Consider the following 26,117-nt stretch of genomic DNA (forward strand, 5'->3'; position numbering starts at 1 on the left):
TCCCATCCCTTCCCGCCCCATGCGAAACTGGCTGTCGAAGGTCTGTTTCTGTGCGTCGTCAAGCTTACTGTAGAGCGCCTCGGTGGCCTTGCGCATCTCCTGCATCGATTCCATCCGTTCCTTGCCGAAGGTTTCCATGCGCTCCATCCGCTCCAGCGCCGTTTTCGGGCGGTCCTGCGTGCGCATCGCCTGCATGTGTTCGGCCACTTTCCTGGCCTTCGCCTGCATGACGCCCTTGAACTGCTCCCACGCACCCGCTTGATCAGGCTTGAGGGCAAGCGCCGCTTGAAGGCTGGCGAGCCGCTCGGTGGCACGCTCGGACATGGCCTCAGGGTCCATGTGATGCTTCATGCCGTGCATGCTGCCGCCGCGTGACCCATCGCAGTCGCCCCAAGGTGCAGCAAAAACGGCAGAAGCGCCGAGGCCGGCGGTGGCAGCAAGCGCGGCAGCGAGCGAAGTCTTGATCCAGGTTTTCATGATGAGTCTCCAGTGTCCTGTTTGAAAACGCCCGTTCATTCAGGCGACGGAGCCATTTGATCACCGTGATGTAAGCGGGATTTGTCTGCAGGGCCCGAGTTTGCATGGTCGTGTCTCGATCGGCGCCGGGGATACTCTGGGATACAAAACAGCCCGGCTCACGCCGTATGATTCGGCCACGGACTCGATCCCATCGCAATCCCGATTCCGCCCTCTATTGCCTGGATCGCACGATGCTCACGCCATGACCAACTCTCAGGACCACATCCTCATCGTCGATGACGACCGCGAGATCCGCGGCCTGCTCGCCGATTACCTTGAAAAGCAGGGGCTGCGCTGCTCGACTGCTGCCGACGGGCGCGAGATGAAGGCGGCCCTGGAACGCCATCGCGTCGACCTGATCGTGCTCGACATCATGATGCCGGGCGAAGACGGGCTGACGTTGTGCCGCAACCTGCGCGGCGGCGGTAGCCATGCCAATACACCGGTGCTGATGCTGACCGCCCGGGGCGAGGACATGGACCGCATCGTCGGGCTGGAAATGGGGGCGGACGACTATCTCGCCAAACCTTTCGTACCACGCGAACTGCTTGCCCGCATTCGCGCAATCCTGCGCCGCGCGCGGGCGCTGCCGCCGAACCTCGACACCCATCCGGCCGAACATGCGAGCGAGCTGCGCTTTGCCGGCTGGCGATTGAATACGGTGGGCCGACACCTGATCGCCAGCGATGGCACCGTGGTGCCGCTGTCCGGCGCGGAATACCGACTCTTGGCGGTGTTTCTCGCCCACCCACAGCGCGTGTTGAACCGTGATCAGTTGATGGAGCTGACCCAGGGGCGCGAGGCCGATGTGTTTGACCGTTCGATCGATCTGATGGTGAGCCGCCTGCGCCAGCGCCTCGGTGACAACGCGCGTGAGCCGGGCATCATCAAGACCGTACGCAACGAGGGTTATGTGCTTGCAAGCACGGTGCTTGCAGCTTCGCCCGCGGAAGGCTCGACGTGAAACTCGCGTGGACGCGTACGCTGTTCGCCCGCCTGATGCTGATCTGGCTGGGCGGGATGACGGTGGTGCTAACGGTCAGTGTGGTGCTGTTCATCAGCGAGCGTGACCGTTATGCCCGCGACGTGCTGTTCGAAGGAGTCTCGCGGGAGATCGTCGCCGCGGTCGATGTGCTCAACCACCTGACGCCCGGACAGCGTGCGGACTGGATCGACACGCTCGGCCGCCGGCGTTTGCGCTTTGTCCTGGATGATCCACCGCCGGACGTACGACCGCTGCCCGCTGATTCGCCGCTCGCCCAGGCACTGCGCCAGGCGTTGCCGGAGAGCGATATCGCACTGCTGACGCGGACGCGCGAACGCGACGATCATCCACATCGCGTGCAGATGATCGCCAGCCTGCACCTTGCGGACGGTACCCCCTTGCTGGTCCGGTTGCCAGGACCGATGTTCGGCGGCCGCCCCCTGGCGCCCCCGCCCGGGAGCCTGGTGACTTCGCTGCTCGCGCTGATTGTCGGCGTGACCCTCCTGACCTGGTTCGCGGTGCGCGTCGCCACGCGTCCGATTTCGCGGCTGGCCGCAGCCGCAGATGCACTCGGAGAAGACCCGAATCGGGCTCCGCTCGACATTGGCGGGCCGGCCGAGGTGTCACAGGCCGCCCATGCCTTCAACCGCATGCAGGAACGCATTCTGCAGCATGTAGGCGAGCGCACTCGCATTCTTGCGGCGATTTCGCATGACTTACAGACACCGATCACGCGCTTGCGATTACGTGCCGAGCTCGTGGACGATGAGTCCCTGCGGGCGAAGATACAGTCCGATCTCGACGCGATGCAGGCGCTCGCGAAGGAAGGTCTGGATTACGCACGCAGCCTCGACGCAAGCGCCGCGAAACAATCGATCGACCTCAACGCACTGGTGGCCGCGCTGCGCGAGGACGCGGCGGACATGGGCTGGCGGGTCACCGTTTCCGGTCAGATCGCGCCCCCCTGCCTGGGTCAACTGAGTGGCTTGCAGCGTGCGGTGTGGAATTTGATCGAAAACGGTGTGAAATTCGGCGATCGGGTAGACATTGCACTTGCGACATTGCCGACAGCATTTGAAATCCGTGTGCGCGACCACGGTCCCGGCCTGCCGGCCGAAGAACTAGAAAAGGTGTTCGAGCCGTTCTATCGTACCGAGGCGTCGCGCAATCGTGAAACCGGCGGCACCGGCCTCGGGCTGGCAATCGCGCGCAACCTGCTGCGGGCGCAGGGCGGCGAGGTCCGGCTGGAGAACTGCGCAGACGGCGGGCTGGAGGCAATCATGACGCTGCCGCGCGTCGCGGCGGCAACTGACGCTACGATGCGCTGACGGATCTGCTCAGCGCAGGAGAGCGAAAGTCCCCCGCCCCGCCGGCAGCGGTTCGAGCGGCGCAGCGAGATCGACCGCAACCTCGGCACGCAACCAGTCAAGAAAGCTCGTCAGCAGCGGCGTGTCTGCCGCGCGCTCGGGCAGGACGATCCAGTAACGCCACAGCGGCCGCTGCTCGAACGGCAGGCCGGACGGAAAACTGCCGGCACAGACACCGTCCGGCGCATGCCGAGCCGCAATTGCGATATCGAACGGGCGCACCAGCTTGCCGGCACGCAGCGCCAGCGCAGCAAGACTACGGCGAGCGAGCGCGACACCGCGCCCCTCGATGGCGGCCTGCAGCACCAGACCCGAATCGGACATCATCAGACCACTGGTCGGCTCCGGCCAGTCAAGGCCGGCAGTGCGGAACCACGGCAGCCAGTCCTCCCCTTCCGACCTGAGGAGTGATAGCCCGGCCAGATCCGCGGGCGTCCCCAGCCGATGTTCCGAACACAGCGCCGGACTGAGGACAGGGAACAGCACGTCGTCCATCAGGAGCTCCGCCCGCACGCCGGTATAGCCGCCGGGGCCCCAACGGATACTGACGTCAACGGCATCACGGCTGAAATCCGCGAGCGTGTTGGCGGAGGTGACATTCACCTCCGCAGCCGGGTGCCGGTCTATGAATGCGCCAATGCGCGGCGCCAGCCAGCGGCCGGCGAAAGACGGCATCACACTCACCGACAGGCGATTGGGGTTGGCGCGCCGCTTCAGACTTGTGACGGTATCCGCAAGCTGCCGCAGCGCCGTGTTTGCCGCCCGAAGCAGTTCTTCCCCCGCGGGGGTCAATGCCACCGCCCTCCCCTGCCGCTGGAACAGCGCAAAGCCGAGATGTTCTTCCAGGGCGCGGATCTGATGACTGACGGCGCTGTGGGTGACAAAGAGTTCATCCGCCGCACGCGACACGCTGGTGAGTCGCGCAGCAGCCTCGAACATCCGCAAGGCGGGAAGTGGGGGGAGTCTGCCAGGCTTTTCCATATGTGAACTCTACTCACATAAAGGCAAGAAAAGATCGATTTTAAAAAGTCCCTTCCGTATCCACAATGCAGTCACGGAACCCGCTCCGCTGCAATGACGAGGAGGCATCATGGAAGCGAGACTAGCACGTTCAAGCTGGAACATGGACGCAGGAAACCTCGTCTCGATCGAGGACGCAAGCGGCTGGACGGTCATCTTCGAACAGGGCCGTGCCTGGCTCACGCTTGAGGGATCTTCACAGGACAAGCAACTCAACGCGGGCGAGCGCTTCGTCATCCCCGGCTCCGGCCACATGGTCATCGAGGCCGACCGGGCGAGTCGCATCCGCCTTGAACCGCCCCCTGCCAGTGCCTTGTCGCGGGTTTCCGCGGGGCTCCTGACTGGCACTCGACAGATCGCCCGCGCACTGCTCGGTGCCACGGTGTATTCGGCGGAACGCACGCGCTGCCGCCCGGCGCGTTGATCCGTCGGGGGACGACAGGCAGCGCCCCTTATCGCCGCTTGAGCAGAACCAGCGCGACGCCGCCGAGGATGGCCACTGACGACAGCGTGAGCCGCAGCGTCACGGCCTCGCCGAGCAAGACTACCCCGCCGAGCGCCGCGATCACCGGCACACTGAGCTGAACGGTCGCGGCGCGGGTGGCAGTGAGCCCTCGCAGCGCGGCGTACCATACGGCGTAGCCAGCCCCCGAGGCCAGCGCACCCGATAGCACGGCATACAGCACTCCGGTCATGTCGACACTGACGTCGCCGATGCCGAGTATGCCCAGCCCGATCGCCATCGGCACCGTGCGAAGGAAGTTTCCACCCGTCGCCGCAAGCGCGTCGCGGATGCCACGACCGCGCAGCGAATACACGCCCCACGCGACACCGGCGCCGATCATCAGCAATGCCCTGACCAGCGGTGGCGCCGACAACCCGGGTAAGAGCAGATAGATGAGGCCACCGAAGGCAAGCAACAGGCCGGCGCTCTGTTGTGCGCCGAGCCGCTCGCCGCGTGCCAGCCCCGTGAGAATCATGGTCGTCTGTACCGCTGCGAACAGCAGCAGCGCACCGACTCCGGTCGGCAGCGACACGTATGCGAACGAGAACCCCGCAGCATAGGCGAACAAGGCCAGCGCCGAGCCCCAGTTGCCGGCCCTGCCGGGCACCAGGCGGCGCCACTGCAGCAGCACTGCGAGCATCACCGCCCCGGACACGAGCCGGATCACCGTGAAGCTGGTCGGATCGATGGCCGTGTGCTGCAGCGCCAAGCGGCACAGCACCGAGTTTGCGGCAAAGGCGAGCATCGCCACGAGGGTCAGCGATGCGGTGCGCGCGATCGTCACACGGGGCTCGTCGACGGTCGCTGCAACGCGCCCGACAGGGACACGCCCCGCCCCCGCATTACGTTGCTGATGAGCTGCCATATTGCCTCGCCAATGTGGAAAAACGTTCGATCTCGGCGGCGCACCACAATGCATCCCGCCGCAGTTCCTCCGCCAGCAGGCGTGCCACCTCGGCAGCCATTGCGGCCGCAGCAGCCGCATCGAGGAACAGCGCACGGTGCCGGCGTGCGAGCACGTCTTCGACATTGCGCGCGAGCTCGCAGCGGGCAGCGTAGCGCACTTCGGCCTCGGTGAGGCTCAAGCCGTGCTGCAATAAACGGCGTGCTCCCGGCAGCGCGTCGACTGTGGCTCGCGCGCTACCGTAGACATCCTTCGACGGGCCCTCCCCGGCACCATGCAGGCGCAGCGTCGCGGTATCCGCGAAACGTCCGGGCAGTCCCGCAACGGACTGTGCGGTATCCACGGTCTCTTCCGCCATGCGGCGGTAAGTGGTCCATTTGCCGCCGGTGATCGTCACCAGTCCGCCGGGCGACACTTCGATGCAGTGCTCGCGCGACAGGTTGCGGGTGGCCGAAGTGTCGCCGGCGCCGATCAAGGGGCGCAGACCGACGAACACGCTGCGCACATCGGCCCGCGTCGGCGCTCGCACGAGGTAAGGCGCCACAGTGGCGAGAATGAAATCGACCTCCCCGGCGAGCGGCTCGGGTTCGAGCGGAAGATCACCGCGCGGCGAATCGGTGGTGCCGATCAGCACCTTGCCGCACCACGGAATCACGAACAGCACGCGCCCATCGGCAGTCTGCGGCACCAACAGGGCGTCGCTGCCCGGCAAGAACCCGCGATCGACGACGAGGTGCACGCCCTGGCTGGGTTTGAGCAGCGCGCGCGCCTCGGGGCGCTCGAAGCGGCGGACCGCGTCGGCCCAGACGCCGGTGGCATTGATGATCGCGCGTGCGGCGATGCGGAAACACTCACCCGTCTCCGCGTCATGCGCGACGGCACCGCACACGCGTCCATCCTCGCAGATCAACCCCTCGACCGGCAGGTAATTCAGCGCCAGTCCGCCCAGATCGAAATGCGTTCGCATCAGCGCAATCGCGAGCCGGGCATCGTCGAACTGCGCATCCCAGTATGCGATGCCGCCACGCAAGCCGGCGGGATTGATCGTCGGCAGCGCGACCACCGTACTTGCGGAATCGAGCACGCGGCTATGGCCGATACCGTGGGTCCCTGCGAGGAGATCGTAGAAGGTGAGGCCTATACCGAACTTCGGGATATCCAGCCAGTGGTAGGCCGGCACGACAAAACGCAGCGGATGCACCAGATGCGGCGCATTCGCTAGCAAGTGCGAGCGCTCCGCCAGCGCTTCACGGACCAGCGCCAGATTGCCCTGAGCAAGATAGCGCACGCCGCCGTGAACCAGTTTGGTCGCGCGCGAACTGGTGCCCTTGGCGAAATCGTGTGCTTCGAGCAGCAGCGTCGTGTGCCCGCGTGCACTCGCATCCACTGCGCAGCCCAGCCCCGTCGCACCGCCGCCAATCACCAGCACGTCCCAGGTGCAGCGCTCGCGCAGGCGTGCAAGCAAGGCGGCACGGCTCAGATCCTGACTCGTCACGCGCTCGCAGCCACTGCCATCGACCGCGCTCATGCGTCGGCCCAGCCCCGCGCCCGTTCGACACCGCGATGCCACAGCGCGAGCGTCGCCGCCCGCTGATCCGCCTGCATCATCGGGTCGAAGCGGCGCTCCACCGCCCAATGTGCCGCGACTTCGTCCGGACCGGACCACACCCCGACACCCAGACCGGCGAGGTAGGCCGCACCCAGCGCCGTCGTTTCCAGCATCTGCGGCCGTACCACCGGCACCCCGAGCAGATCGGCCTGCATCTGCATCAGCAGATTGTTCGCCGCCGCACCGCCATCGACACGCAGCTCGGTCAATGGCCCGGCGCCGTCGCGGTCCATCGCCGCAACCAGGTCGACGGTCTGCAGTGCGATCGCTTCGAGCGCGGCACGTGCGATGTGCGCACGACTGCTTCCGCGCGTCAGCCCGAGCAGCGTTCCGCGTGCATAGGCATCCCAATAGGGAGCACCCAGTCCGGTGAAAGCCGGCACCAGCACCACGCCGCCGCTATCGGGCACGCTCGCGGCGAGTGCTTCAATATCGTGCGCACACCGGATCAGGCCCAGGCCGTCGCGTAACCACTGCACGATCGCCCCACCCATGAAGATGCTGCCTTCGAGCGCGTAGCTGGTTTGCCCCGCGATGCGCCAGCCCACTGTCGTCAATAGCCGGTTGTCCGACCGAACGACTTCGGCGCCGGTATTCATCAGCAGGAAGCAGCCCGTGCCATAGGTGTTTTTCGCCATGCCCGGCGCAAAGCAGGCCTGGCCGAAAGTGGCAGCCTGCTGGTCGCCGGCGATCCCGGCAATCGGCACCGCCGCGCCGAACAGGTCGGGACACGTCTCGCCACACACGCCGCTGCTATCGACGATGCGTGGCAACAGCGCGCGCGGGATGCCGAACAGCGTCAGCAGATCCTCGTCCCAGTCGCCCGAGTGGATGTTGAACAGCATCGTGCGCGCGGCATTGCCCGGATCGGTGACATGCAGCGCCCCACCGCTGAGGTGCCATACGAGCCAGCTATCCACCGTGCCGAAAGCGAGCTCGCCAGCCTCGGCGCGCGTGCGCGCGCCCGGCACGCTATCCAGCAACCACGCGAGCTTGGTGGCGGAAAAATACGCATCCAGCTCGAGACCGGTGCGTGCGCGGATCAGCTCCGCATGGCCTGCCGCGCGCAGGCGGTCGCAGTCCGCCGCGGTGCGGCGGTCCTGCCACACGATCGCCGGAGCCAGCGCGCGACCGCTGGCGCGCTCCCACAACAGCGTGGTTTCGCGCTGGTTGGTAATGCCGATGCCGGCCAGCGCCGCCGCCGTGATGCCTGCATCGGTCAGGGCGACACGGGCACAATCGAACTGTGTCGCGAGGATTTCCTGGGGATCGTGCTCCACCCAGCCGGGCTGCGGAAAATGCTGCGCAAACGCCTGCTGCGCCACGCCCTGCACCCGTCCATCCGCGTCGAACACCATCGCTCGCGAACTCGTGGTGCCCTGGTCCAGGGCCAGCAGATAGCTCATGACACCTCCGGCAAGGCTCGCGATGCCGCAAGACTACTCGCCAGCCGGCACCCTGACCATCCCACCCGATGCACGCCGACCGGTGGCAATTCGCTCACCGGGTCGCGTCGCAGCTCCGCTTGTGATTCAATCACCTCTTTTCGCCGCACCGCAACAAACCGCCATGCAATCCCTCTGGATGATCGTCGCCAGCCTGCTCTTCGCCTGCATGGGCGTGTGCGTCAAGCTCGGCGCAGGCACCTTCTCAACCGGGGAACTGGTGTTCTACCGAGGCTTGGTCGGCCTGTTCATCGTCGCGCTGATCGCGCGCATCCACGGCCTATCGCTCTACACACCCCACTGGCGGTTGCAGTTGACACGTGCCCTGGCCGGCTCGACGGCGCTGATATGCTATTTCTATGCAATCGCTTCGCTGCCGCTTGCGACCGCCGTCACGCTCAACTACACGTCGCCCATTTTTGTCACGCTGTTGCTCGCCCTGTGGTTCCGCGAGCGATTGCGCGGCCCGGTACTGGCTTCCGTCGCGCTGGGTTTCGTCGGCGTGATCCTGCTGCTCAAGCCCACGCTGCAGGCGAACCAGTGGCTGGGCGCCTGCGCCGGCCTGAGCTCCGGGCTGGTCGCAAGCATCGCATACATCAACGTGCGCGAACTCGGTCGTGCGGGCGAACCGGAAGCGCGCACCGTGCTGTGGTTCTCCGCCGTCACGACCGTGCTCGGCATCCCGTGGGCGCTATCCGGCGATCTGCAGACCATCGACCTGCCGGGCGGCGCGGCACTGGCCGGCGTCGGCCTGTTCGGCGCATTGGCACAGCTTGCGATGACGCGGGCCTATCGCTTCGGCAAGACAATTGTCGCGGCCCACCTCGCCTACACGACCGTGATCTTTTCCAGCCTGTTCGGCATGCTCTTGTGGGACGAGGTGCTGCCGCTCGGTGCATGGATCGCCATCGTGCTGATCATCGCCAGCGGTGCCGCGGTTTCGCTCGCATCCCGGCAGCCGCCACAGCCCGTCCCTGGCGCTACGGCGACCGAGGGCGGACGCCATGATTGAACCGGCCATCGGCGGGGACTATAGTAGTCCGCATCATCCAGTCGCCATGCGGAGGAAGTCATGATCACAACGGACCATCGCCTCAATCTGGTCGCCGTTGCCGTTTTCGGCGAATTCACGCTCGCGGACTACAAGGAGTTCGAGGAACTGGTCAATTACAAGGTCCAGTTCGAAGGCCCGGTGAATCTGCTCTTCGACCTGCGCCAGATGGCCGGCTTCACGCTTGACGTCGCGTGGGAGGAAATCAAGTTCTCGCGCCAGCACGCGCACGACTTCGGCCGCATCGCCGTACTGACCCAGGACCAGTGGCTCACGTGGAGCGCCTGGATCTCGCAGATCTTCGTCGACGCCGACGTGCTGGTCTTCGACGACGAAACCGAAGCACGCTCCTGGCTTGAAGCCACCGAGGAGCCCGCCCAGTGAGCGCTGCGGCCTCCTACGCCACGCTGATCGGCGCGCAGGAACTCGCCCAGCACCTGGACGACCCGGACTGGGTGATCTTCGATTGCCGTCATGATCTCGCCAACGGCGACTTCGGCCGTGATGTCTACGCGCGCGCGCATCTTCCGGGAGCACGCTTCCTGCATCTGGACGAAGACCTGTCCGGCCCGATGACGGGCACCAACGGTCGCCACCCGCTGCCTGATCCGGTCGCCTTGGCCCAACGTCTGGCCCGGGCGGGCGTCGGCAACGACACGCAGGTGATCGCCTACGACGACGCCGGCGGAATGTTCGCTGCACGCCTGTGGTGGCTGCTGCGCTGGCTCGGACATCACCGCGTTGCCGTGCTCGACGGCGGGCTGATCGCATGGTGCGAAGCCGCCCAGGCGCTCACTGCCGAAGTCCCCAGGGCCACGCCGGCAACGTTTACGGTGGCGCTGCAACCGGGCGTCGTCAACGCCTCCTACGTGCTCGACCACCTTGGCAGACCGGACATGCTGCTAGTCGACGCGCGCAGCCCTGATCGCTATCGCGGCGAAAACGAAACCCTGGACCCGGTTGGCGGACACATTCCGGGTGCGATCAACCGCTTCTTCCGTGACAACCTCGGCGCCCATGGCCGTTTCAAGCAGGCGTCGGTGCTGCGCGAGGAATTCGGCACCTTGCTCAAGGGTAGCGACGCCCGGCGCGTCGTGCACCAGTGCGGCTCGGGCGTCACCGCCTGCCACAACCTGCTCGCGATGGAATCAGCGGGCCTGACCGGTTCGCGGCTGTATGCGGGATCGTGGAGCGAATGGTGCGCCGACCCCGCCCGACCGATCGCAACGGGGCCCGGCAGCTGAGTATTCAGGCCCGGGTGATCCGGGCCTCATGTCCCGCGCCTTACCACTCCACCTTCTCGACCGCCCCCAGCGAGCGCCCCAGAAAGCGTTCGCCGATAGTCTGGAAGCGCAACGGCACATCGGTCACGACGAAACGATATCCCGCCGGCCCTGCATGGCTGCTGGCAATGCCGAGCGCGTGGAGTTTGGCCGCGGCAAGCTCGGCGGTAGTGATCGCCGAATCGACCAGACGCACCCCCGGCCCGAGCACCTCGCGCAACAGCGGCTTCAGCAGGGGATAGTGGGTACAGCCCAGCACCAGACTGTCGACCTCTTCGGCCAGCACCGGCTTCAAGTACTCCTGCGCGGTGAGCCGGGTCACCGGATGATCCAGCCAGCCCTCCTCGACCAGCGGCACGAACAGCGGGCACGCCTGCGAATACACCCGCACCCCGGGATCGAGCGCATGGATGCGACGGGCATAGGCATTGCTGTTGACGGTGGTCGGCGTACCGATCACTCCGATGCTGCGACTGCGCGACTCGGCCACGGCCGCGCGGGCTCCGGCCTCAATCACATCCAGCACCGGGATATCGCCCGCGCGCTGACGCACCACATCCGCTGCGACCGCTGCCATCGTATTGCACGCCACGATCAGCATCTTGACGTTTTGCTGCAGCAGGAAGTCGGTGATCTGCGCGGTGAAGTGTTCGATCGTCGCCACCGACTTGATGCCGTACGGCACCCGCGCGGTGTCGCCGAAATACACGATGCGCTCGAGCGGCAGGCGTTCCATCAGCGCGCGCACGACGGTCAGCCCGCCAATGCCGGAATCGAATACGCCTATGGGTCGGGTGGAATCCACGTAGGGAACCTGAGTCGGGAGAGAACGCGCAATTTTAACGCAAGCTCAGGCAGCCCGCGCCCGATGTCGCGCGAGCGCCCAGGCGACGTGCTCGCGCACCAACTCCGACGGATCCTCGGCACGCCCCTGGAGCGCCGCGATGACTTCCTGCGTACCCGGCGCGTTACCCAGCGCCACCGCGAGATTGCGTGACCAGCATGCGAAACCGATGCGATAGATCGCGCTGCCCGCCATGCGCTCCAGAAATTCGCTTTCGGACCACGCAAAAAGTTCGGTCAGACGCGCCGCATCCAGCCCGTGGCGCGGCGCGAAATCCGCCTCGGCGCCGAGTTGGGCGAAACGGTTCCACGGGCACACCAGCTGGCAGTCGTCGCACCCGTAGATCCGGTTGCCGATCAGCGGCCGCAGTTCCTCGGGGATCGCCCCCTTCAATTCGATTGTCAGATACGAGATGCAGCGGCGTGCATCGACCCGATACGGCGCCACGATCGCGCCCGTCGGGCAGGCGTCGAGACAGGCGCGGCAGGTGCCGCAATGCGCCTCCTCGGGTGCATCGACCGGCAAGGGCAGATCCGTGAAGATCTCGCCGAGAAAGTAATACGAGCCAGCGGTACGATTCAGCAGCAGCGTGTGCTTGCCGCGCCAGCCCAGTCCGGCCCGGCTCGCGAGTTCAACCTCCAGCACCGGCGCCGAATCGACGAACACGCGAAAACCGTGCGGCGCCTCGGCGGCAATGCGTTCGGCGAGTTTTTGCAGGCGGCTGCGCATCAGCTTGTGATAGTCACGCCCCAGCGCGTAGCGCGAGATGTACGCCCGGCCCGTGTCGCCGAGGGCCGTCCGCGCATCGGCCGCCTGCGGCCAATAGTTCATGCGCACGCTGACGACCCGCAGCGTGCCGGGCACGAGTTCCGCCGGACGCGCGCGCTTCATGCCGTGGCGCGCCATATAATCCATCTCGCCGTGAAAACCGCTGGCGAGCCAGGCCTCAAGGCCCGGTTCGGCGCCGGAAAGATCGACGCCGGACACGGCGAGCGCCGCGAAACCGAGTTCCCTGGCCCACCCTTTCATCCGCTCGACGAGTTCCGTCAGCGACGCGTCGGACGCAGCATCCGCAGAGATATCCTGATGATTCAAGTTCTTCACCCGGCAGATGATAGCGGCAGCCGGTTTGCCGCGCACCTCGACGACGAACGCGACACCGAAGCGGCCGGCGCGGCACTGGCTGCAACGCTGCACGCAGGACTGGTGATCTACCTGCGCGGCGACCTCGGCGCCGGCAAGACGACCCTCGTACGCGGGGCGCTGCGCGCACTTGGTCACGTCGGCAAAGTGAAAAGTCCCACCTACACCTTGATTGAACCTTATATTGTTTCTAGATTAAACTTATATCACTTTGATTTTTATCGCTTCGCAGTCCCAGAAGAATATCTGGAAGCAGGGCTGGATGAATACTTCGCCGGAAACGGGGTGTGCCTGGTGGAATGGCCTGACAAGGCCATCCCCTATATCGCGGCACCGGATCTCGAAGTGTGCCTTACCGTATCCGGTCCGGGCCGGCGCCTGGAGGCGTCTGCACTGACGGAGGCAGGACGGACATGCATAAGCAAACTGGATTCGGAGCTGAACCGGAAGCCCTCATGAGCGCGACACCTGGCATCGGCCGGCGCGACTTGCTCAAGTTCGCCGGCGCTACTCTTGCACTGCTCGTCAGCCCGGTGGGCATGGCCGCGACCACTGTGCTCGCGGTGCGCGTGTGGCCCGCCGCCGATTACACGCGGATCACCCTCGAAGGTACGTCACAGCTCAAGTTCAGCCACCTGCTCGTCACCGACCCTCATCGCCTCGTCGTCGACCTCGAAGGCGTCGAATTCGATAGCGTGCTGCAATCGCTGCCGTCGAAGGTGCTCGAGTCCGACCCCTACATCAAGCTGATCCGCGCCGGCCGCAACCGCCCGGGCGTCGTGCGCCTGGTTGTCGAATTGAAGAGCGAGATCAACCCCCAGTTGTTCCCGCTGGAGCCGGTCGGCAACTACGGGCACCGCCTGGTACTCGACCTCTACCCGACGAACCCGGTCGACCCGCTGCTCGCGCTGATCGAGAAATCCTCGCCGTTGGACGCCGCCGCCGGCGAAACCGCTACCGACCGCGGCACCAGCGATGCATCCTCCGCGATCGCGCGTCCGGAACCGCGCCCCGATGCGCAGGACCAGCCAGGGCGCGCGAAACGCCCCAACCGCCCTGCCGCGAACCGTCTCGTCACCATCGTGCTCGACCCCGGCCACGGCGGCGAAGATCCGGGCGCCGTCGGCGCTCGCGGCAGCTACGAAAAAAACGTGACCCTGTCGATCGCACGTCGCCTGAAGCAGAAAATCGATGCCGAACCGAGCATGCGTGCGGTACTGACGCGCGACGGCGACTACTTCGTGCCCCTGCAACAGCGCGTCACGCGCGCCCGTCGTGTGCAGTCCGACCTGTTCGTGTCGATCCATGCCGACGCCTTCGTGCGCCCCGACGCCCGTGGCAGTTCGGTGTTCGTCCTCTCCGAGAGCGGCGCATCCAGTTCGGCCGCACGCTGGCTTGCACAGAAGGAAAACAACGCCGACCTCATCGGTGGCGTCAATCTCGCCAAGCAGGACGGTCACCTCGCGCGTACGCTGCTCGATCTGTCGCAAACCGCGACGATCAACGACAGTCTCAAGCTCGGCAAGGCCGTGCTCAATGAACTGGGCGACATCAACACGCTGCACAAGGCGCATGTCGAACAGGCCGGATTTGCCGTACTCAAGGCGCCGGACATTCCGTCGATCCTCGTCGAGACTGCCTTCATCAGCAATCCCGAGGAAGAGCAACGCCTCAACGACGACGCCTACCAGGACAAAATGGCCAACGCGATCATGCGAGGGCTGCGACGCTACTTCAAGGACAACCCGCCGCTCGGCCGCACCAAGGTCGCCCAGCTCGACTGATCCACGGCGCGAACGCCCAGAGGCACTCCGTTGCCGTTATAATTGCCGCTTTTTTCAGGCGGTTATGCAGGTTTTTCGCGGGATTCCCGAGCACGCCGCACACACCTCGGTCCTCACCATCGGCAACTTCGACGGGGTGCACCGCGGCCATCAGGCCTTGCTCCAGATGCTCACCGACACCGCGCGCGCTCTGGCGCTGCCAGCGGTGGTGCTGACGTTCGAGCCGCATCCTCGCGAATACTTCGCGCCCGCCGACGCGCCGGCCCGCCTCGCCTCGCTGCGCGAAAAGCTGCTGCTGCTCGCCGCGAGTGGCGTGGACCGGGTATACGTGTGCCGCTTCAATGCGCGTTTCGCCGCGCTCACCGCAGACCAGTTCATCGACGACATCCTGGTGCGCGGACTCGGTGTCCGCCATCTGATCATCGGTGACGATTTCCGCTTCGGCGCCAGACGTCAGGGTGACTTCTCACTGCTCAAGGCACGCGGCGCGAGTCAGGACTTCGTCGTCGAAGCGATGCACACGCTCGACGTCGCCGGCGAGCGCGCGTCCAGTTCCGCTGTTCGCGAAGCCCTTGCCGACGGCGACCTCGCCCACGCCGCACGTCTGCTCGGACGCCCCTACAGTATTGCCGGGCGCGTGATCCGCGGCGACCAGATCGGCCGCAAGCTCGGCTACCCGACCGCCAACATCCAGATGAAGCACCGCCGCCCTGCGCTATCCGGCGTATTTGCGGTCAGCGTCGAAGGCCTCGCCGACACGCCCGTTGCCGGCGTCGCCAACATCGGCGTGCGCCCCTCGGTGACCAGCGCGGGAAAGACCACGCTCGAAGTTCATCTGTTCGACTGGAACCGCGACTGCTACGACGCGCATCTGCGTGTGCATTTCCTCAACAAGCTGCGCGACGAAATGAAGTTTGGTTCGCTCGACGCCCTCACCGCCCAGATTAGCCGGGATGCGGATCAAGCCCGCGCCTGGTTTGCAGACAACCCCATTCGCTCCTGATTGCCCCTGAGGCCGGAAACCACCATGGCTGACTACCGCAAGACTCTCAATCTGCCCGACACCCCCTTCCCGATGCGCGGCGACCTCGCCAAGCGGGAGCCGGGCTGGATCGCCGCGTGGCAGCAGAAGAAGCTCTACCACAAGATCCGCGAGGCCGCGGCCGGCCGCCCCAAGTTCATCCTGCACGACGGCCCGCCGTACGCAAACGGCGACATCCACATCGGCCATGCGGTGAACAAGATCCTCAAGGACATCATCGTCCGCTCCAAGACCATGGCCGGCTTCGACGCACCGTATGTGCCGGGCTGGGACTGTCACGGTCTACCGATCGAGCACCAGATCGAGAAACAGCACGGCAAGCATCTGCCCGCCGACCGCGCGCGCGAACTGTGCCGCGACTACGCCAGCGAACAGATCGAACGGCAGAAGAAGGACTTCATCCGCCTCGGCGTGCTCGGCGACTGGGACAATCCCTACCGCACGATGCAGTTCTCCAACGAGGCCGACGAGATCCGCGCGCTCGGCGAGATGTATCGCAAGGGATTCCTGTTCAAGGGCCTGAAGCCGGTGAACTGGTGCTTCGACTGCGGCTCGGCGCTCGCCGAAGCGGAAGTCGAATACCAGGACAAGAAATCACCGGCCGTCGACGTCGGCTTCCCGGTTGCCGACGCGGATCGCAACAAACTCGCGCATGCCTTCGGGCTGGCCGCGCTACCCGACCAGCCTGTGTACGCGGTGATCTGGACCACGACACCTTGGACGATCCCGTCGAACCAGGCACTCAACGTGAACCCCGAGTTCATGTACGAACTGGTCGAGACGCCCAAGGGCCTGCTGATCCTCGCCGCCGAACTGCGCGCCTCGGCGCTCGAACGCTACGCCCTGGAAGGCCGCATACTCGCCGCCGCGCGTGGAGTCGCGCTCGACCGCGTGAATTTCCGCCATCCTTTCTACGATCGCCTGTCGCCGGTGTTCCTCGGCGACTACGTTGCGGCCGACGCCGGTACCGGCATCGTGCATAGCGCCCCGGCCTATGGTCTGGACGACTTTGGCACATGCACCCGTTACGGCATGCGCAACGACGACATCCTGAACCCGGTGCAGGGCGACGGCGTGTTTGCCGACAGCCTGCCCTTTTTCGGCGGGCTGTCGGTGTGGGACGCAAACCCGAAGATCGTCGCCAAGCTCGCCGAAGTCGGCTGCCTGCTCGCCTCCGGCTCTCTGACGCACAGCTACATGCATTGCTGGCGCCACAAGACACCGGTGATCTATCGCGCGACGACACAGTGGTTCGTCGGCATGGACCGGCTGGCAGGACGCGAAAGCGTCGAAGCCGGCGCCCCGACCCTGCGTGAACTCGCGCTCAAGGCGATCGACGAGACCCAGTTCTACCCCGCGTGGGGCAAGGCACGCCTGCACTCGATGATCGCCAACCGGCCCGACTGGTGCGTCTCGCGCCAGCGCAACTGGGGCGTGCCGATCCCGCTGTTCCTGCACAAGGAAAGCGGCGAACCGCATCCGCGCAGCCTCGAACTGCTGGAGGAAGTCGCCAAGCGAGTCGAGCAGGAAGGCATCGATGCCTGGTTCAAGCTCGACGCTGCCGAACTGCTCGGCGCCGACGCAGCACAGTACGACAAGATGCGCGATACCCTCGACGTGTGGTTCGACTCCGGCACCACGCACTGGACCGTGCTGCGCGGCTCGCATGCCGCCGACAGCCACTGGCCGGCTGACCTCTACCTCGAAGGCTCCGACCAGCATCGCGGCTGGTTCCATTCCTCGCTCCTGACCGGCTGCGCGATCGACGGCCGTGCGCCCTACGAAGGCCTGCTGACGCATGGCTTCGTCGTCGACGGCCAGGGCAAGAAGATGTCGAAGTCGAAAGGCAACGTCGTCGCACCGCAGGAAGTCTCCGACAAGCTCGGCGCCGAAATCCTGCGCCTGTGGGTCGCCGCGACCGACTACTCGGGCGAACTGACGATCTCCAAGGAAATCCTCGACCGCGTCGTCGAAGTCTATCGCCGCCTGCGCAACACGCTGCGCTTCCTGCTCGCCAACACGGCCGACTTCGATATCGAGAAGAACGGCGTGCCGGTCGAACAATGGCTCGACATCGACCACTATGCTCTGGCGCTCACCCGCCGGCTGCAGGAGCAGGTCACCGCCGACTACGCGCGTTTCGAATTCCACAAGATCGTGCAGGCGCTGCAGAACTTCGCCGCCGAAGATCTCGGCGCGTTCTACCTCGACATCCTCAAGGACCGCCTGTACACGACCCAGGCCGACGCCCCGGCCCGCCGCGCCGCGCAGACCGCGCTGTGGCACATCACGCAGGCGATCACACGCATGATGGCGCCGATCCTCAGCTTCACCGCCGAGGAAATCTGGCAAGTCGTTGGCAAGAACGCGGACGACAGCGTGATGCTCCATGTTTGGCATGCCCTGCCTGAGTTCGCCGATGCCGACGCCACCGTCGCCCGCTGGAGCCTGATCCGCGAAGCACGCGCCGAAGTGCAGAAGGTGCTCGAAGGCCTGCGCACGGAGGGCCGCATCGGCGCTTCGCTGCAGGCGGAAGTCACCGTGCGCGCCAGCGGCGAACGTCACGACGCGCTCGCGAGCCTGGACGACGATCTGCGCTTCGTACTGATCACCTCGCGCGCCGAATTGCTGCACGTCGAGGCCGAGGCTGATCAAGGCATCGACGCCGCCCCGTCCACACACGCCAAGTGCGGCCGCTGCTGGCACTTCCGCGACGATGTCGGCACCCACGCCGACCATCCGGAACTGTGCGGCCGCTGCCACACCAACCTGTTCGGCGAGGGGGAATCCCGCACCCATGCCTAACCCCGCCGCTTCGCAAGCGTCGCGCAGCGGCAATCCGCTGACACGGCGATTCTATGGCTGGCTCGAACTCGCCGCGCTGGTGATCGGACTGGACCAGCTGAGCAAGTGGCTGGTGCTGTCGAACATGAACTTCGGCGACAACATTCCCGTAACGGGTTTCTTCCAGCTCGTGCTGGTGTACAACCCGGGCGCGGCATTCAGTTTCCTGGCCGACCATTCCGGCTGGCAGCGCTGGTTCTTCATCGCCCTGGCACTGGGGGTATGCGGCTGGCTGCTCACCTTGTTGCGTCAGCACCAGCGCGAGACCATCCTGCCGCTGGCGTTCAGCCTCATCATCGGCGGCGCGATCGGCAATGTTGTCGACCGCGTCGTGCATGGCGCGGTCGTCGATTTCCTGTATTTCCATATCGGCCGCTACGGCTGGCCGGCCTTCAACGTCGCGGACTCGGCCATCACCGTCGGGGTCGCCCTGATGCTGTGGGCGCAGTTCCGCGCCCCGCGTACCACCCCCACTTCGGAGAACCCTTCGTGACCCAGACCGTCCAACCGAACAGCCTGGTAACGCTGCATTACCGCATCGCCCTGGAAAACGGCCAGCCGCTCATCAGCACTTTCGAAGGCACCCCCGCGACGCTGCAACTGGGCGTCGGCGAATTGCTGCCGACGCTCGAACGCCTGCTCGCCGGCATGGAAGTCGGCAAACATCAGCTGTTTACGCTCGCGCCGCAGGAAGCCTTCGGCCCGCACAACCCCGAGCTGGTCGAACGCGTCAAGCGCGAACACATGCCGGAAGAAGAAATCGAACCGATGACCATCATGGAATTCGCCGCCCCCGACGGTTCCCGCTATTCGGGGCTCGTGCGCGAGATCGACGCCGTCTCCGCGGTCGTCGACTTCAATCACCCGCTCGCCGGCAAAACCATCCGCTTCGAGGTGGAAGTGATCGGCATCCTCTGATGCATGCGGCCTCACCCCTGACCCCGACAGAGACAAGCATGAACGAACATGAAATCCTGCTCGCCACCCCCCGCGGCTTTTGCGCCGGAGTGGAACGGGCCATCGAGATCGTGGAGCGTGCGCTCGAACGCTTTGGCGCGCCCATCTACGTGCGACACGAAGTCGTGCATAACAAGTTCGTCGTCGATGGCCTCCGCGCCAAGGGCGCGGTATTCGTAGAGGAACTCGACGAAGTGCCGGCCGGCAACACCGTGATCTTCAGCGCCCACGGCGTTCCGCAATCTGTACGCAACGACGCGGAAAAACGCGGCCTGCGCGTGTTCGACGCCACCTGCCCGCTGGTTACCAAGGTGCACCTCGAAGTCGGTCGCATGCGCGAGCAGGGGCGCGAAATAATCATGATCGGGCACAAGGGCCATCCCGAAGTCGAGGGCACGATGGGTCAGGTCAAGGACGGCATCCATCTCGTCGAGAAGGTGGAGGACGTCGCCGGCCTGCAGGTTGCCGACCCCGAGAAACTTGCCTACGTCACCCAGACGACCTTGTCGGTCGACGACGCCGCCGCACTGGTCGCGGCGCTCAGGACACGCTTCCCGGCGATCGTCGGCCCCAAGAAGGACGACATCTGCTACGCCACGCAAAACCGCCAGGACGCGGTGAAGTTCATGGCTCCGCGCGTCGACATCGTGTTCGTGGTGGGTTCGCGCAACAGCTCCAATTCCAACCGCCTGCGTGAAGTTGCCGAACTGCTGGGTGTGCCGGCCTATCTCATCGACAACGCCGAAGGTATCGACCCTGCGTGGCTCGAAGGCAAGAAGCGCGTGGGCGTCACGGCCGGCGCATCGGCACCCGAAGTCCTCGTAGACGCCGTCATCGAACGTCTCAAAGTTCTGAGTGGCGGCTCGGTGCGCACCCTCGAAGGGGTTCCGGAACGGGTCACCTTCCCACTTCCAAAGGAACTGCAGGCAGGCGCCTGAGCGAAACACCGTCAGCGTCCGCCGACACGCGCAGCGGCCTCGAGCACTTGGCAGCCGGCGGCGTTCGCATACCTTGCGACGGCAAGGCAGCCGTGCATGAAAGATAAATTTCCGGCACGGTGCGTGCGGGCCCATGGGGGGGCGGCGACACCGCCCGCAGCTTGCAGCCCCGCCGGTAGCGGGCTGCACACAGGACCACTTCTGCGCCTTCGCACGCACTTTAGTTGCCAACCCGTTCAGGAGCAGGCTAAATATGCTGCAAGTGCTCGTGAGCCGGTGAATTTTCTCGGCTGTCAATCGCACACCTGAGCGGAATGAGGCGCAATTCACCGCGCACGTTCCGGGCCGGCAACAGGTTTTGCAGCCCGAGGGTTCCCACTGCTGCCATGAAACGTAAGCATTTCGACTGGCTGATGCTCCTGGCGCCCCTTGCCATGCTGGCAAGCCTGGGCGCCTGCGACTCGCGAACCGCAGAGCCCTCACAGAACGTGCCAGCCGCGATCGAGACGGCGCGCCCCGCACTAACCGTGCGCCCCGTCAGTCCCGCACCTGTCACATGGGCGAAGGCCATATCCGCGAGCGGCAGTATTACCGCCTGGCAGGAAACGATCGTCGGAAGTGAAATCGGCGGGCTGCGCATTGCAGAAGTACGGGCCAACGTCGGCGACAAGGTCAAGAAGGGTCAGGTGCTGGTGGTGCTGGCTGACGACGTTGTGCAGGCCGATCTCGCTCAGGTGCGGGCCTCGCTGCAAGAGGCGCGCGCCGTACATGCAGAAGCCCGCGCTAACGCCGACCGTGCCCGGCGCTTTCAGCCGACGGGAATGATGAGTCAACAGCAGGTCACCCAATATCTGACGGCCGAGCAAACCGCAAAGGCACGCATCGAAGTGGCCGCCGCGCGCCTGCAACTTGCTGAATTGCGAATCCGCCAGACACGCATCGTAGCGCCCGACGACGCGCTGATTTCGGCACGCATGGCAGCGGTGGGAACGGTCCCCCAAGCGGGACAGGAGCTGTTCCGCCTGATACTTCGTGGTCGCGTGGAATGGCGTGCCGAGGTCAGAGCCGACGACATCGGCCTGGTCCGACCCGGCGACCTTGCGACGCTGAGCCTGGCCAACGGCGCAAAGCTTTCGGGCAAGGTGCGCAGTATCGCCCCGTCCGTCGACCCACAAACGCGAAACGGGCTGGTTTATGTCGACGTCAGCGGCGACAGGGCCAAGGCCGGCATGTTTGCGAATGGCGAGATCGTGCTTGGTGCGATGCCGGCGACGCCGGCACTCAGCCTGCCGCAGTCGGCCGTGCTGCTGCGCGACGGTTTTGCCCACGTGTTCCGCATCGGACCCGACCACCGACTCTCACAGACGCGCGTCGTGACCGGCCGGAGGCAGGGGGATCGCGTCGAAATCCTGTCCGGCATCGAGGCGGGCGAGCAGGTTGTGGAAAGCGGCGTTGGCTTCCTCAGCGACGGCGACCAGGTCGAGGTGACCAGCACACCGCCAACCGCTGCGGCCACACCGGGCTGAGGGCGAACGCATGAACGTTTCCGCCTGGTCGATCCGCAACCCGGTACCGGGCGTGTTGCTGTTCATCATCCTGAGCCTTCTCGGGGCACTGTCGTTCGAGCGGATGAAGGTTCAGAACTTTCCCGACATCGATCTGCCGACGGTGATTCTCAGCACAAGCCTGCAAGGCGCCGCACCAGCGCAGCTCGAAACCGAGGTCGTGCGCCGGATCGAAAACTCGATCGCCACGCTTCAGGGCGTGAAGCGTATCTTCAGCCGGATTCAGGACGGCGTTGCCACGATCAGCACACAATTCAGACTTGAGAAACCGACGCAGGAGGCGGTTGATGATGTGCGTGACGCATTCTCACGCGTACGTTCCGAACTGCCAGGCGACTTGCGGGATCCTGTCATTTCGCGGCTCAACCTTTCAGGCCTGCCGATCGTCACCTACACGCTGTCCTCCGACACACTCGACGAGGAAGCACTGTCCTGGCTCGTCGACAACACGGTTGCCAAGGCCCTGCTCTCTGTTCCCGGCGTCGGGCGCGTGTCACGCGTCGGCGGTGCGACGCGCGAGGTGCGCCTGGAGCTGGATCCGGCACGCTTGCTGGCACTGAACGTCACGGTCGCGGACATTTCCCGCCAGCTAAAACGGATTCAGCTGGAGTCTTCGGGTGGCCGTACGGAGTTAGGCGGTGGCGAACAGGCAGTTCGCACTCTTGCCAGTGCGACGAGTGCAGAGCAACTCGCCGCCATGGAAATCGTGCTGAGCGACGGGCGCGACGTTCGCTTGGGGCAGCTCGGGCGGCTTGAAGACACCGTCGCCGAGCAACGCTCGATAGCACTGCTCGATGGCAAACCGGTAGTCGGTTTCGAAATCGTGCGCGCACGCGGCGCGGGCGAAATCGAGGTTGCGGAAGCGGTCGCCAAAGCGCTTACGCAACTGGCAACGGCACATCCACAAGTCGCATTTACGGAGGCCTACAACTTCGTCGATCCGGTACGCGAAGGCTACCACGGGTCCTTGTGGCTACTGGCCGAAGGGGCTGTTCTGGCGATCATCGTCGTCTGGTTCTTCCTGCGGGATTGGCGCGCCACCTTCATCGCCGCCACCGCACTGCCGCTTTCGGTACTCCCCGCTCTTATCGGCATGGACTACCTGGGATTTTCGATCAACGTCGTCACGCTGCTCTCGCTATCACTGGTAATCGGCATCCTCGTCGATGATGCGATCGTCGAGATCGAGAATATCGTACGGCACCTCGGAATGGGCAAATCGCCTTATGAAGCAGCGATGGAGGCCGCCGACGAAATCGGCCTCGCAGTCATCGCGACCACCTTTGCGCTGGTCGCGGTCTTCCTGCCGACCGCGTTCATGAGCGGGATTTCCGGCAAGTTTTTCAAGCAGTTCGGCTGGACCGCCGCGCTCGCCGTGATGGCCTCCCTGCTGGTCGCACGCATGCTTACGCCGATGATGTCGGCCTATCTCCTGCGACCGGCCACCCATCGACCACAGGAGGGCAAGCTGACCGAGCTCTACCTGCGCATGACCAAAGCGTGCCTGCGCCACCGCGCCATCACGTTCATTGCCGCAACCGGATTCTTTATCGCCTCGCTGGCACTGATCCCGTTGCTGCCAACCGCCTTCATGCCTCCCGACGATCTGTCGCAAACACTGGTTTCCATCGAGCTGCCGCCCGGCAGCCGTTTTCGAGACACCCTCCGGGCCGCTGAGGAAGCACGCGCAATTCTGGTCCGCAACGAACATGTCGTCCGCGTATACACCGCCGTCGGGGCGGGTACGGCGGGAACTGATGCATTTTCCGCCGGTGGCGCACCCGACGTTCGCAAGGCCTCACTTACGCTCAATCTCACGCCACGCACGCAACGTTCGATCAGCAAGCAGGCGATTGAAGATCAACTGCGCGAGAGCCTGCGCGCGCTTCCCGGAGTGAGGGTGCGAGTCGGGCTGGGCGGCGGCGGCGAAAAATACGTGCTGGCGCTGACCGGCGAGGACGGCGATGTCCTGACACGGGTCGCACGTGAATTGGAGCGCGAGCTGCGGTCAATTCAGGGCATAGGCAACGTGTCGTCCAGCGCCAGTCTGGTACGGCCTGAAGTAATCGTTCGGCCTGACTTCGCACGCGCCGCGGACCTTGGCGTAACGGCCACGGCGATATCCGACTCGCTACGCATTGCCACCGCCGGCGACTACGACGTCGGACTGGCAAAACTCAACCTTCCGGAGCGCCAGATTCCGATCGTCGTTCGCCTGCCCGAGGCGGCACGCGGCGACCTTGAGTTCCTCGCGCGGCTCCCGGTTCCCGGGCGCCGGGGAAATGTGATGCTCGGCAATGTCGCCGAAATCGGCGTGGAGAGCGGTCCATCAGAAATTTCACGTTTCGACCGTCGGCGCAACGTCAATTTCGATATCGAACTTACAACCCGTACATTGGGTGAAGTTGAAGATGCGGTGCGCGCCCTGCCCACTCTGCAGCGACTCCCTGCCGGCATCAGCTGGCAGCCGGTTGGCGATGCCGACGAGATGCGCACGCTGTTCCGCAGTTTCGGAATTGCCATACTGACCGGAGTGCTATGCATCTACATCGTGCTGGTACTACTGTTCCGCGAATTTGCCCAGCCGCTCACCATTCTTGCAGCGCTGCCGCTCGCACTGGGCGGTGCCTTCGTTGCGCTGCTGCTCACAGGCAGCAGTTTTTCGATGCCCTCGCTGATCGGCATCATCATGCTGATGGGGGTAACCAGCAAGAACTCCATCCTGCTGGTCGAGTACGCAATCGTGGCGCGGCGTGACCGCGGGCTGACGCGCTTCGACGCACTGATTGACGCCTGCCGCAAGCGTGCACGCCCGATCGTGATGACTACCATTGCAATGGGCGCGGGCATGCTGCCGATTGCCCTCGGCCTAGGCGTAGACCCCTCGTTCCGGGCTCCCATGGCCATCGCCGTGATCGGCGGCTTGGTGACGTCCACCTTCCTCAGCCTGCTGGTGATTCCGGTGATCTACACCCTGGTCGATGATCTGCTGAACTGGTGGCGCCAACGGCGCAACCGGGGGGCCGTCACCGAGGGAGCTCGCCCGTAAGAACCCACCGCAGGGACATGAAATTTCAGCACTGCGTTGATGACCGACTCCCGGGCAACAAAAAGCCGGGTGCTGATGCAGACCCGGCTTTCGGTTTCAACGCGCAACCGCGCTTCAACGGCGCCTCACAAGTGCGCCCCCATGATGCGTCGGTAGAACTCGTGGAAATGCTGCATCCCGTCCTCGTACGGCGACTGGTAAGGGCCGACCTCGTTACGTCCTTCCTGCAGCAAAGCCCGACGGCCGCGGTCCATGCGCTCGCCGATGACGTCATCTTCGATGGCGGTTTCCATGTAAGCCGCCTGTTCGGCCTCGACGAACTCGCGCTCGAACTCGACGATATCTTCCGGGTAATAGAACTCCACCACATTGGAAGTCTTGTTCACGTCCGTTGGAATCAGCGTGCTCACCACCAGCACGTGCGGATACCACTCGACCATCACATTCGGGTAGTAGGTCAGCCAGATCGCGCCCTGCGTCGGCCGCTTGTCACCGTAGTAGTCGAGCACCGCCTTGTGCCACTTCTGGTAGGTGGCCGAACCCGGTTTCGCCAGCGATGTGATTCCCACCCGCTGCACCGAATACCAGTCACCGAACTGCCAGCTCAGATCGTCGCAGGTGACGAAATTGCCGAGCCCCGGATGGAAGGGCACAACGTGATAGTCCTCGAGGTAGACCTCGATGAAGGTCTTCCAGTTGTAATTGCACTCGTGGATCTCGACGCGGTCGAGCTTGTACCCGGAAAAGTCGAATTGCGGCGCCACGTCCATGCCCGCCAGATCGGCCGCCGCCGAGCGCGGCCCGGCGAATAGCAGACCGTTCCAGTTTTCCAGGGTGTCGCGTTTCAGATTGAGACAGGGATTTTCGGGAAAATGTGGTGCTCCGAGCAGATCACCTCGCTGATTGTAGGTCCAGCGGTGAATCGGACACACAATGCGCTCGGCCGTGCCGGAGCCTTCCAGCATGATCGCCTGACGATGACGGCACACGTTGGAGAGACGATGAATACCGTCACCCGTATGAAACAGCAGCTTGGAATGATCGAGCCATTCGAGCGAGCGGTAGCTGCCCACATCCGGCACCATCAACTCATGACCGACGTACCCGGGCCCCGACTGGAACAACAGACGCTTTTCGAGTTCGAAGATCTTTTCGTCGAAGTACGTCGATACCGGCAACTGAGAAACCGCCGGGGACAATTTGGCCTTGGATGCAAGGTCGGACACCCCCGAACCTCCCACGTGTAGATCAAGAAATTCGGAA

The 26,117-nt window shown here is 64.8% G+C and carries 23 protein-coding genes; 15 read left to right on the top strand and 8 right to left on the bottom strand.

The window, feature by feature from the left end; genetic code table 11:
* Positions 1 to 477 (bottom strand): Spy/CpxP family protein refolding chaperone (locus tag GPA25_RS19705; RefSeq protein WP_169262111.1); only part of this gene is annotated, 477 nt, incomplete at its 3' end.
* 244 nt (positions 478 to 721) lie between these two features.
* Between GPA25_RS19705 and GPA25_RS19710 the strand changes: the two genes are divergently transcribed.
* Together GPA25_RS19710 and GPA25_RS19715 are read left to right on the top strand one after the other, a co-directional pair.
* Positions 722 to 1,483, top strand: a complete 762-nt coding sequence (locus GPA25_RS19710; protein WP_169262112.1) for a response regulator — start codon at positions 722 to 724, stop codon at positions 1,481 to 1,483.
* A complete protein-coding gene (locus tag GPA25_RS19715; RefSeq protein ID WP_169262113.1) occupies positions 1,480 to 2,832 on the top strand; it encodes an ATP-binding protein in 1,353 nt (450 codons plus the stop codon). The genes GPA25_RS19710 and GPA25_RS19715 overlap by 4 nt, the downstream gene beginning before the upstream one ends.
* Positions 2,833 to 2,841: 9 nt before the next feature.
* On the opposite strand, the gene gcvA is transcribed toward GPA25_RS19715, so the two are convergent.
* Complete coding sequence (gene gcvA, locus GPA25_RS19720; RefSeq protein WP_169262114.1) at positions 2,842 to 3,852, bottom strand: transcriptional regulator GcvA; 1,011 nt, start codon at positions 3,850 to 3,852, stop codon at positions 2,842 to 2,844.
* Positions 3,853 to 3,961: 109 nt separating this feature from the next.
* On the opposite strand from gcvA, the gene GPA25_RS19725 reads away from it, so the two are divergent.
* Positions 3,962 to 4,315, top strand: a complete 354-nt coding sequence (locus GPA25_RS19725) for a DUF2917 domain-containing protein (RefSeq protein WP_169262115.1) — start codon at positions 3,962 to 3,964, stop codon at positions 4,313 to 4,315.
* 28 nt (positions 4,316 to 4,343) lie between these two features.
* On the opposite strand, the gene GPA25_RS19730 is transcribed toward GPA25_RS19725, so the two are convergent.
* The 3 genes from GPA25_RS19730 to glpK are packed head-to-tail and all read right to left on the bottom strand — an operon-like array spanning position 4,344 to position 8,315.
* Positions 4,344 to 5,261: a DMT family transporter gene (locus GPA25_RS19730; protein WP_169262116.1), complete on the bottom strand. Its 918-nt coding sequence runs from the start codon at positions 5,259 to 5,261 to the stop codon at positions 4,344 to 4,346.
* On the bottom strand, positions 5,239 to 6,828 hold the full coding sequence (locus GPA25_RS19735) for a glycerol-3-phosphate dehydrogenase/oxidase (protein WP_169262117.1): 1,590 nt from the start codon (positions 6,826 to 6,828) through the stop codon (positions 5,239 to 5,241). The genes GPA25_RS19730 and GPA25_RS19735 overlap by 23 nt, the downstream gene beginning before the upstream one ends.
* Entirely contained in the window at positions 6,825 to 8,315 is a 1,491-nt protein-coding gene (gene glpK / locus GPA25_RS19740) for a glycerol kinase GlpK (protein WP_169262118.1), read from the bottom strand. The genes GPA25_RS19735 and glpK overlap by 4 nt, the downstream gene beginning before the upstream one ends.
* Positions 8,316 to 8,478: 163 nt before the next feature.
* Between glpK and GPA25_RS19745 the strand changes: the two genes are divergently transcribed.
* The 3 genes from GPA25_RS19745 to GPA25_RS19755 are packed head-to-tail and all read left to right on the top strand — an operon-like array spanning position 8,479 to position 10,649.
* Positions 8,479 to 9,366 carry a DMT family transporter gene (locus GPA25_RS19745; RefSeq protein ID WP_169262119.1) on the top strand — a complete coding sequence of 296 codons (888 nt, stop codon included), beginning with the start codon at positions 8,479 to 8,481 and terminating at the stop codon, positions 9,364 to 9,366.
* Positions 9,367 to 9,426: 60 nt separating this feature from the next.
* Positions 9,427 to 9,789 (top strand): SpoIIAA family protein, encoded by a 363-nt coding sequence (locus GPA25_RS19750; RefSeq protein WP_169262120.1) that lies wholly within the window; start codon positions 9,427 to 9,429, stop codon positions 9,787 to 9,789.
* The gene (locus GPA25_RS19755) at positions 9,786 to 10,649 is read left to right on the top strand and encodes a rhodanese-like domain-containing protein (protein ID WP_169262121.1); all 864 of its coding nucleotides are present in this window, start codon (positions 9,786 to 9,788) and stop codon (positions 10,647 to 10,649) included. The genes GPA25_RS19750 and GPA25_RS19755 overlap by 4 nt, the downstream gene beginning before the upstream one ends.
* 40 nt (positions 10,650 to 10,689) lie before the next feature.
* Here GPA25_RS19755 and murI read toward each other — a convergent pair whose 3' ends face one another.
* A complete protein-coding gene (gene murI, locus GPA25_RS19760; protein ID WP_169262122.1) occupies positions 10,690 to 11,493 on the bottom strand; it encodes a glutamate racemase in 804 nt (267 codons plus the stop codon).
* 45 nt (positions 11,494 to 11,538) lie between these two features.
* Positions 11,539 to 12,561 (bottom strand): tRNA epoxyqueuosine(34) reductase QueG, encoded by a 1,023-nt coding sequence (gene queG, locus GPA25_RS19765; RefSeq protein ID WP_169262148.1) that lies wholly within the window; start codon positions 12,559 to 12,561, stop codon positions 11,539 to 11,541.
* Between the two features lie 57 nt (positions 12,562 to 12,618).
* Between queG and tsaE the strand changes: the two genes are divergently transcribed.
* From tsaE to GPA25_RS19810, 9 genes are all read left to right on the top strand, one after another.
* On the top strand, positions 12,619 to 13,134 hold the full coding sequence (gene tsaE / locus GPA25_RS19770) for a tRNA (adenosine(37)-N6)-threonylcarbamoyltransferase complex ATPase subunit type 1 TsaE (protein WP_169262123.1): 516 nt from the start codon (positions 12,619 to 12,621) through the stop codon (positions 13,132 to 13,134).
* Complete coding sequence (locus GPA25_RS19775; protein ID WP_246265908.1) at positions 13,131 to 14,459, top strand: N-acetylmuramoyl-L-alanine amidase; 1,329 nt, start codon at positions 13,131 to 13,133, stop codon at positions 14,457 to 14,459. Before tsaE ends, GPA25_RS19775 begins: the two co-directional genes overlap by 4 nt.
* A 64-nt stretch (positions 14,460 to 14,523) precedes the next feature.
* Entirely contained in the window at positions 14,524 to 15,462 is a 939-nt protein-coding gene (locus tag GPA25_RS19780; protein ID WP_169262125.1) for a bifunctional riboflavin kinase/FAD synthetase, read from the top strand.
* A 24-nt stretch (positions 15,463 to 15,486) separates the two neighbouring features.
* Complete coding sequence (ileS, locus tag GPA25_RS19785; protein WP_169262126.1) at positions 15,487 to 18,306, top strand: isoleucine--tRNA ligase; 2,820 nt, start codon at positions 15,487 to 15,489, stop codon at positions 18,304 to 18,306.
* Positions 18,299 to 18,838, top strand: a complete 540-nt coding sequence (gene lspA, locus GPA25_RS19790) for a signal peptidase II (RefSeq protein ID WP_169262127.1) — start codon at positions 18,299 to 18,301, stop codon at positions 18,836 to 18,838. Before ileS ends, lspA begins: the two co-directional genes overlap by 8 nt.
* Positions 18,835 to 19,263, top strand: coding sequence for an FKBP-type peptidyl-prolyl cis-trans isomerase (locus GPA25_RS19795; RefSeq protein ID WP_169262128.1), 429 nt, complete (start codon positions 18,835 to 18,837; stop codon positions 19,261 to 19,263). Before lspA ends, GPA25_RS19795 begins: the two co-directional genes overlap by 4 nt.
* A 38-nt stretch (positions 19,264 to 19,301) precedes the next feature.
* Positions 19,302 to 20,240, top strand: coding sequence for a 4-hydroxy-3-methylbut-2-enyl diphosphate reductase (ispH, locus tag GPA25_RS19800; protein ID WP_169262129.1), 939 nt, complete (start codon positions 19,302 to 19,304; stop codon positions 20,238 to 20,240).
* Positions 20,241 to 20,626: 386 nt separating this feature from the next.
* Entirely contained in the window at positions 20,627 to 21,766 is a 1,140-nt protein-coding gene (locus GPA25_RS19805) for an efflux RND transporter periplasmic adaptor subunit (RefSeq protein WP_169262130.1), read from the top strand.
* 10 nt (positions 21,767 to 21,776) lie between these two features.
* Positions 21,777 to 24,854: an efflux RND transporter permease subunit gene (locus GPA25_RS19810; protein ID WP_169262131.1), complete on the top strand. Its 3,078-nt coding sequence runs from the start codon at positions 21,777 to 21,779 to the stop codon at positions 24,852 to 24,854.
* 125 nt (positions 24,855 to 24,979) lie between these two features.
* On the opposite strand, the gene GPA25_RS19815 is transcribed toward GPA25_RS19810, so the two are convergent.
* The gene (locus GPA25_RS19815) at positions 24,980 to 26,080 is read right to left on the bottom strand and encodes an SRPBCC family protein (protein ID WP_169262132.1); all 1,101 of its coding nucleotides are present in this window, start codon (positions 26,078 to 26,080) and stop codon (positions 24,980 to 24,982) included.
* Positions 26,081 to 26,117: the final 37 nt, after the last annotated feature.

The sequence above is a fragment of the Aromatoleum diolicum genome, assembly GCF_012910955.1.
Lineage (GTDB): Bacteria > Pseudomonadota > Gammaproteobacteria > Burkholderiales > Rhodocyclaceae > Aromatoleum > Aromatoleum diolicum.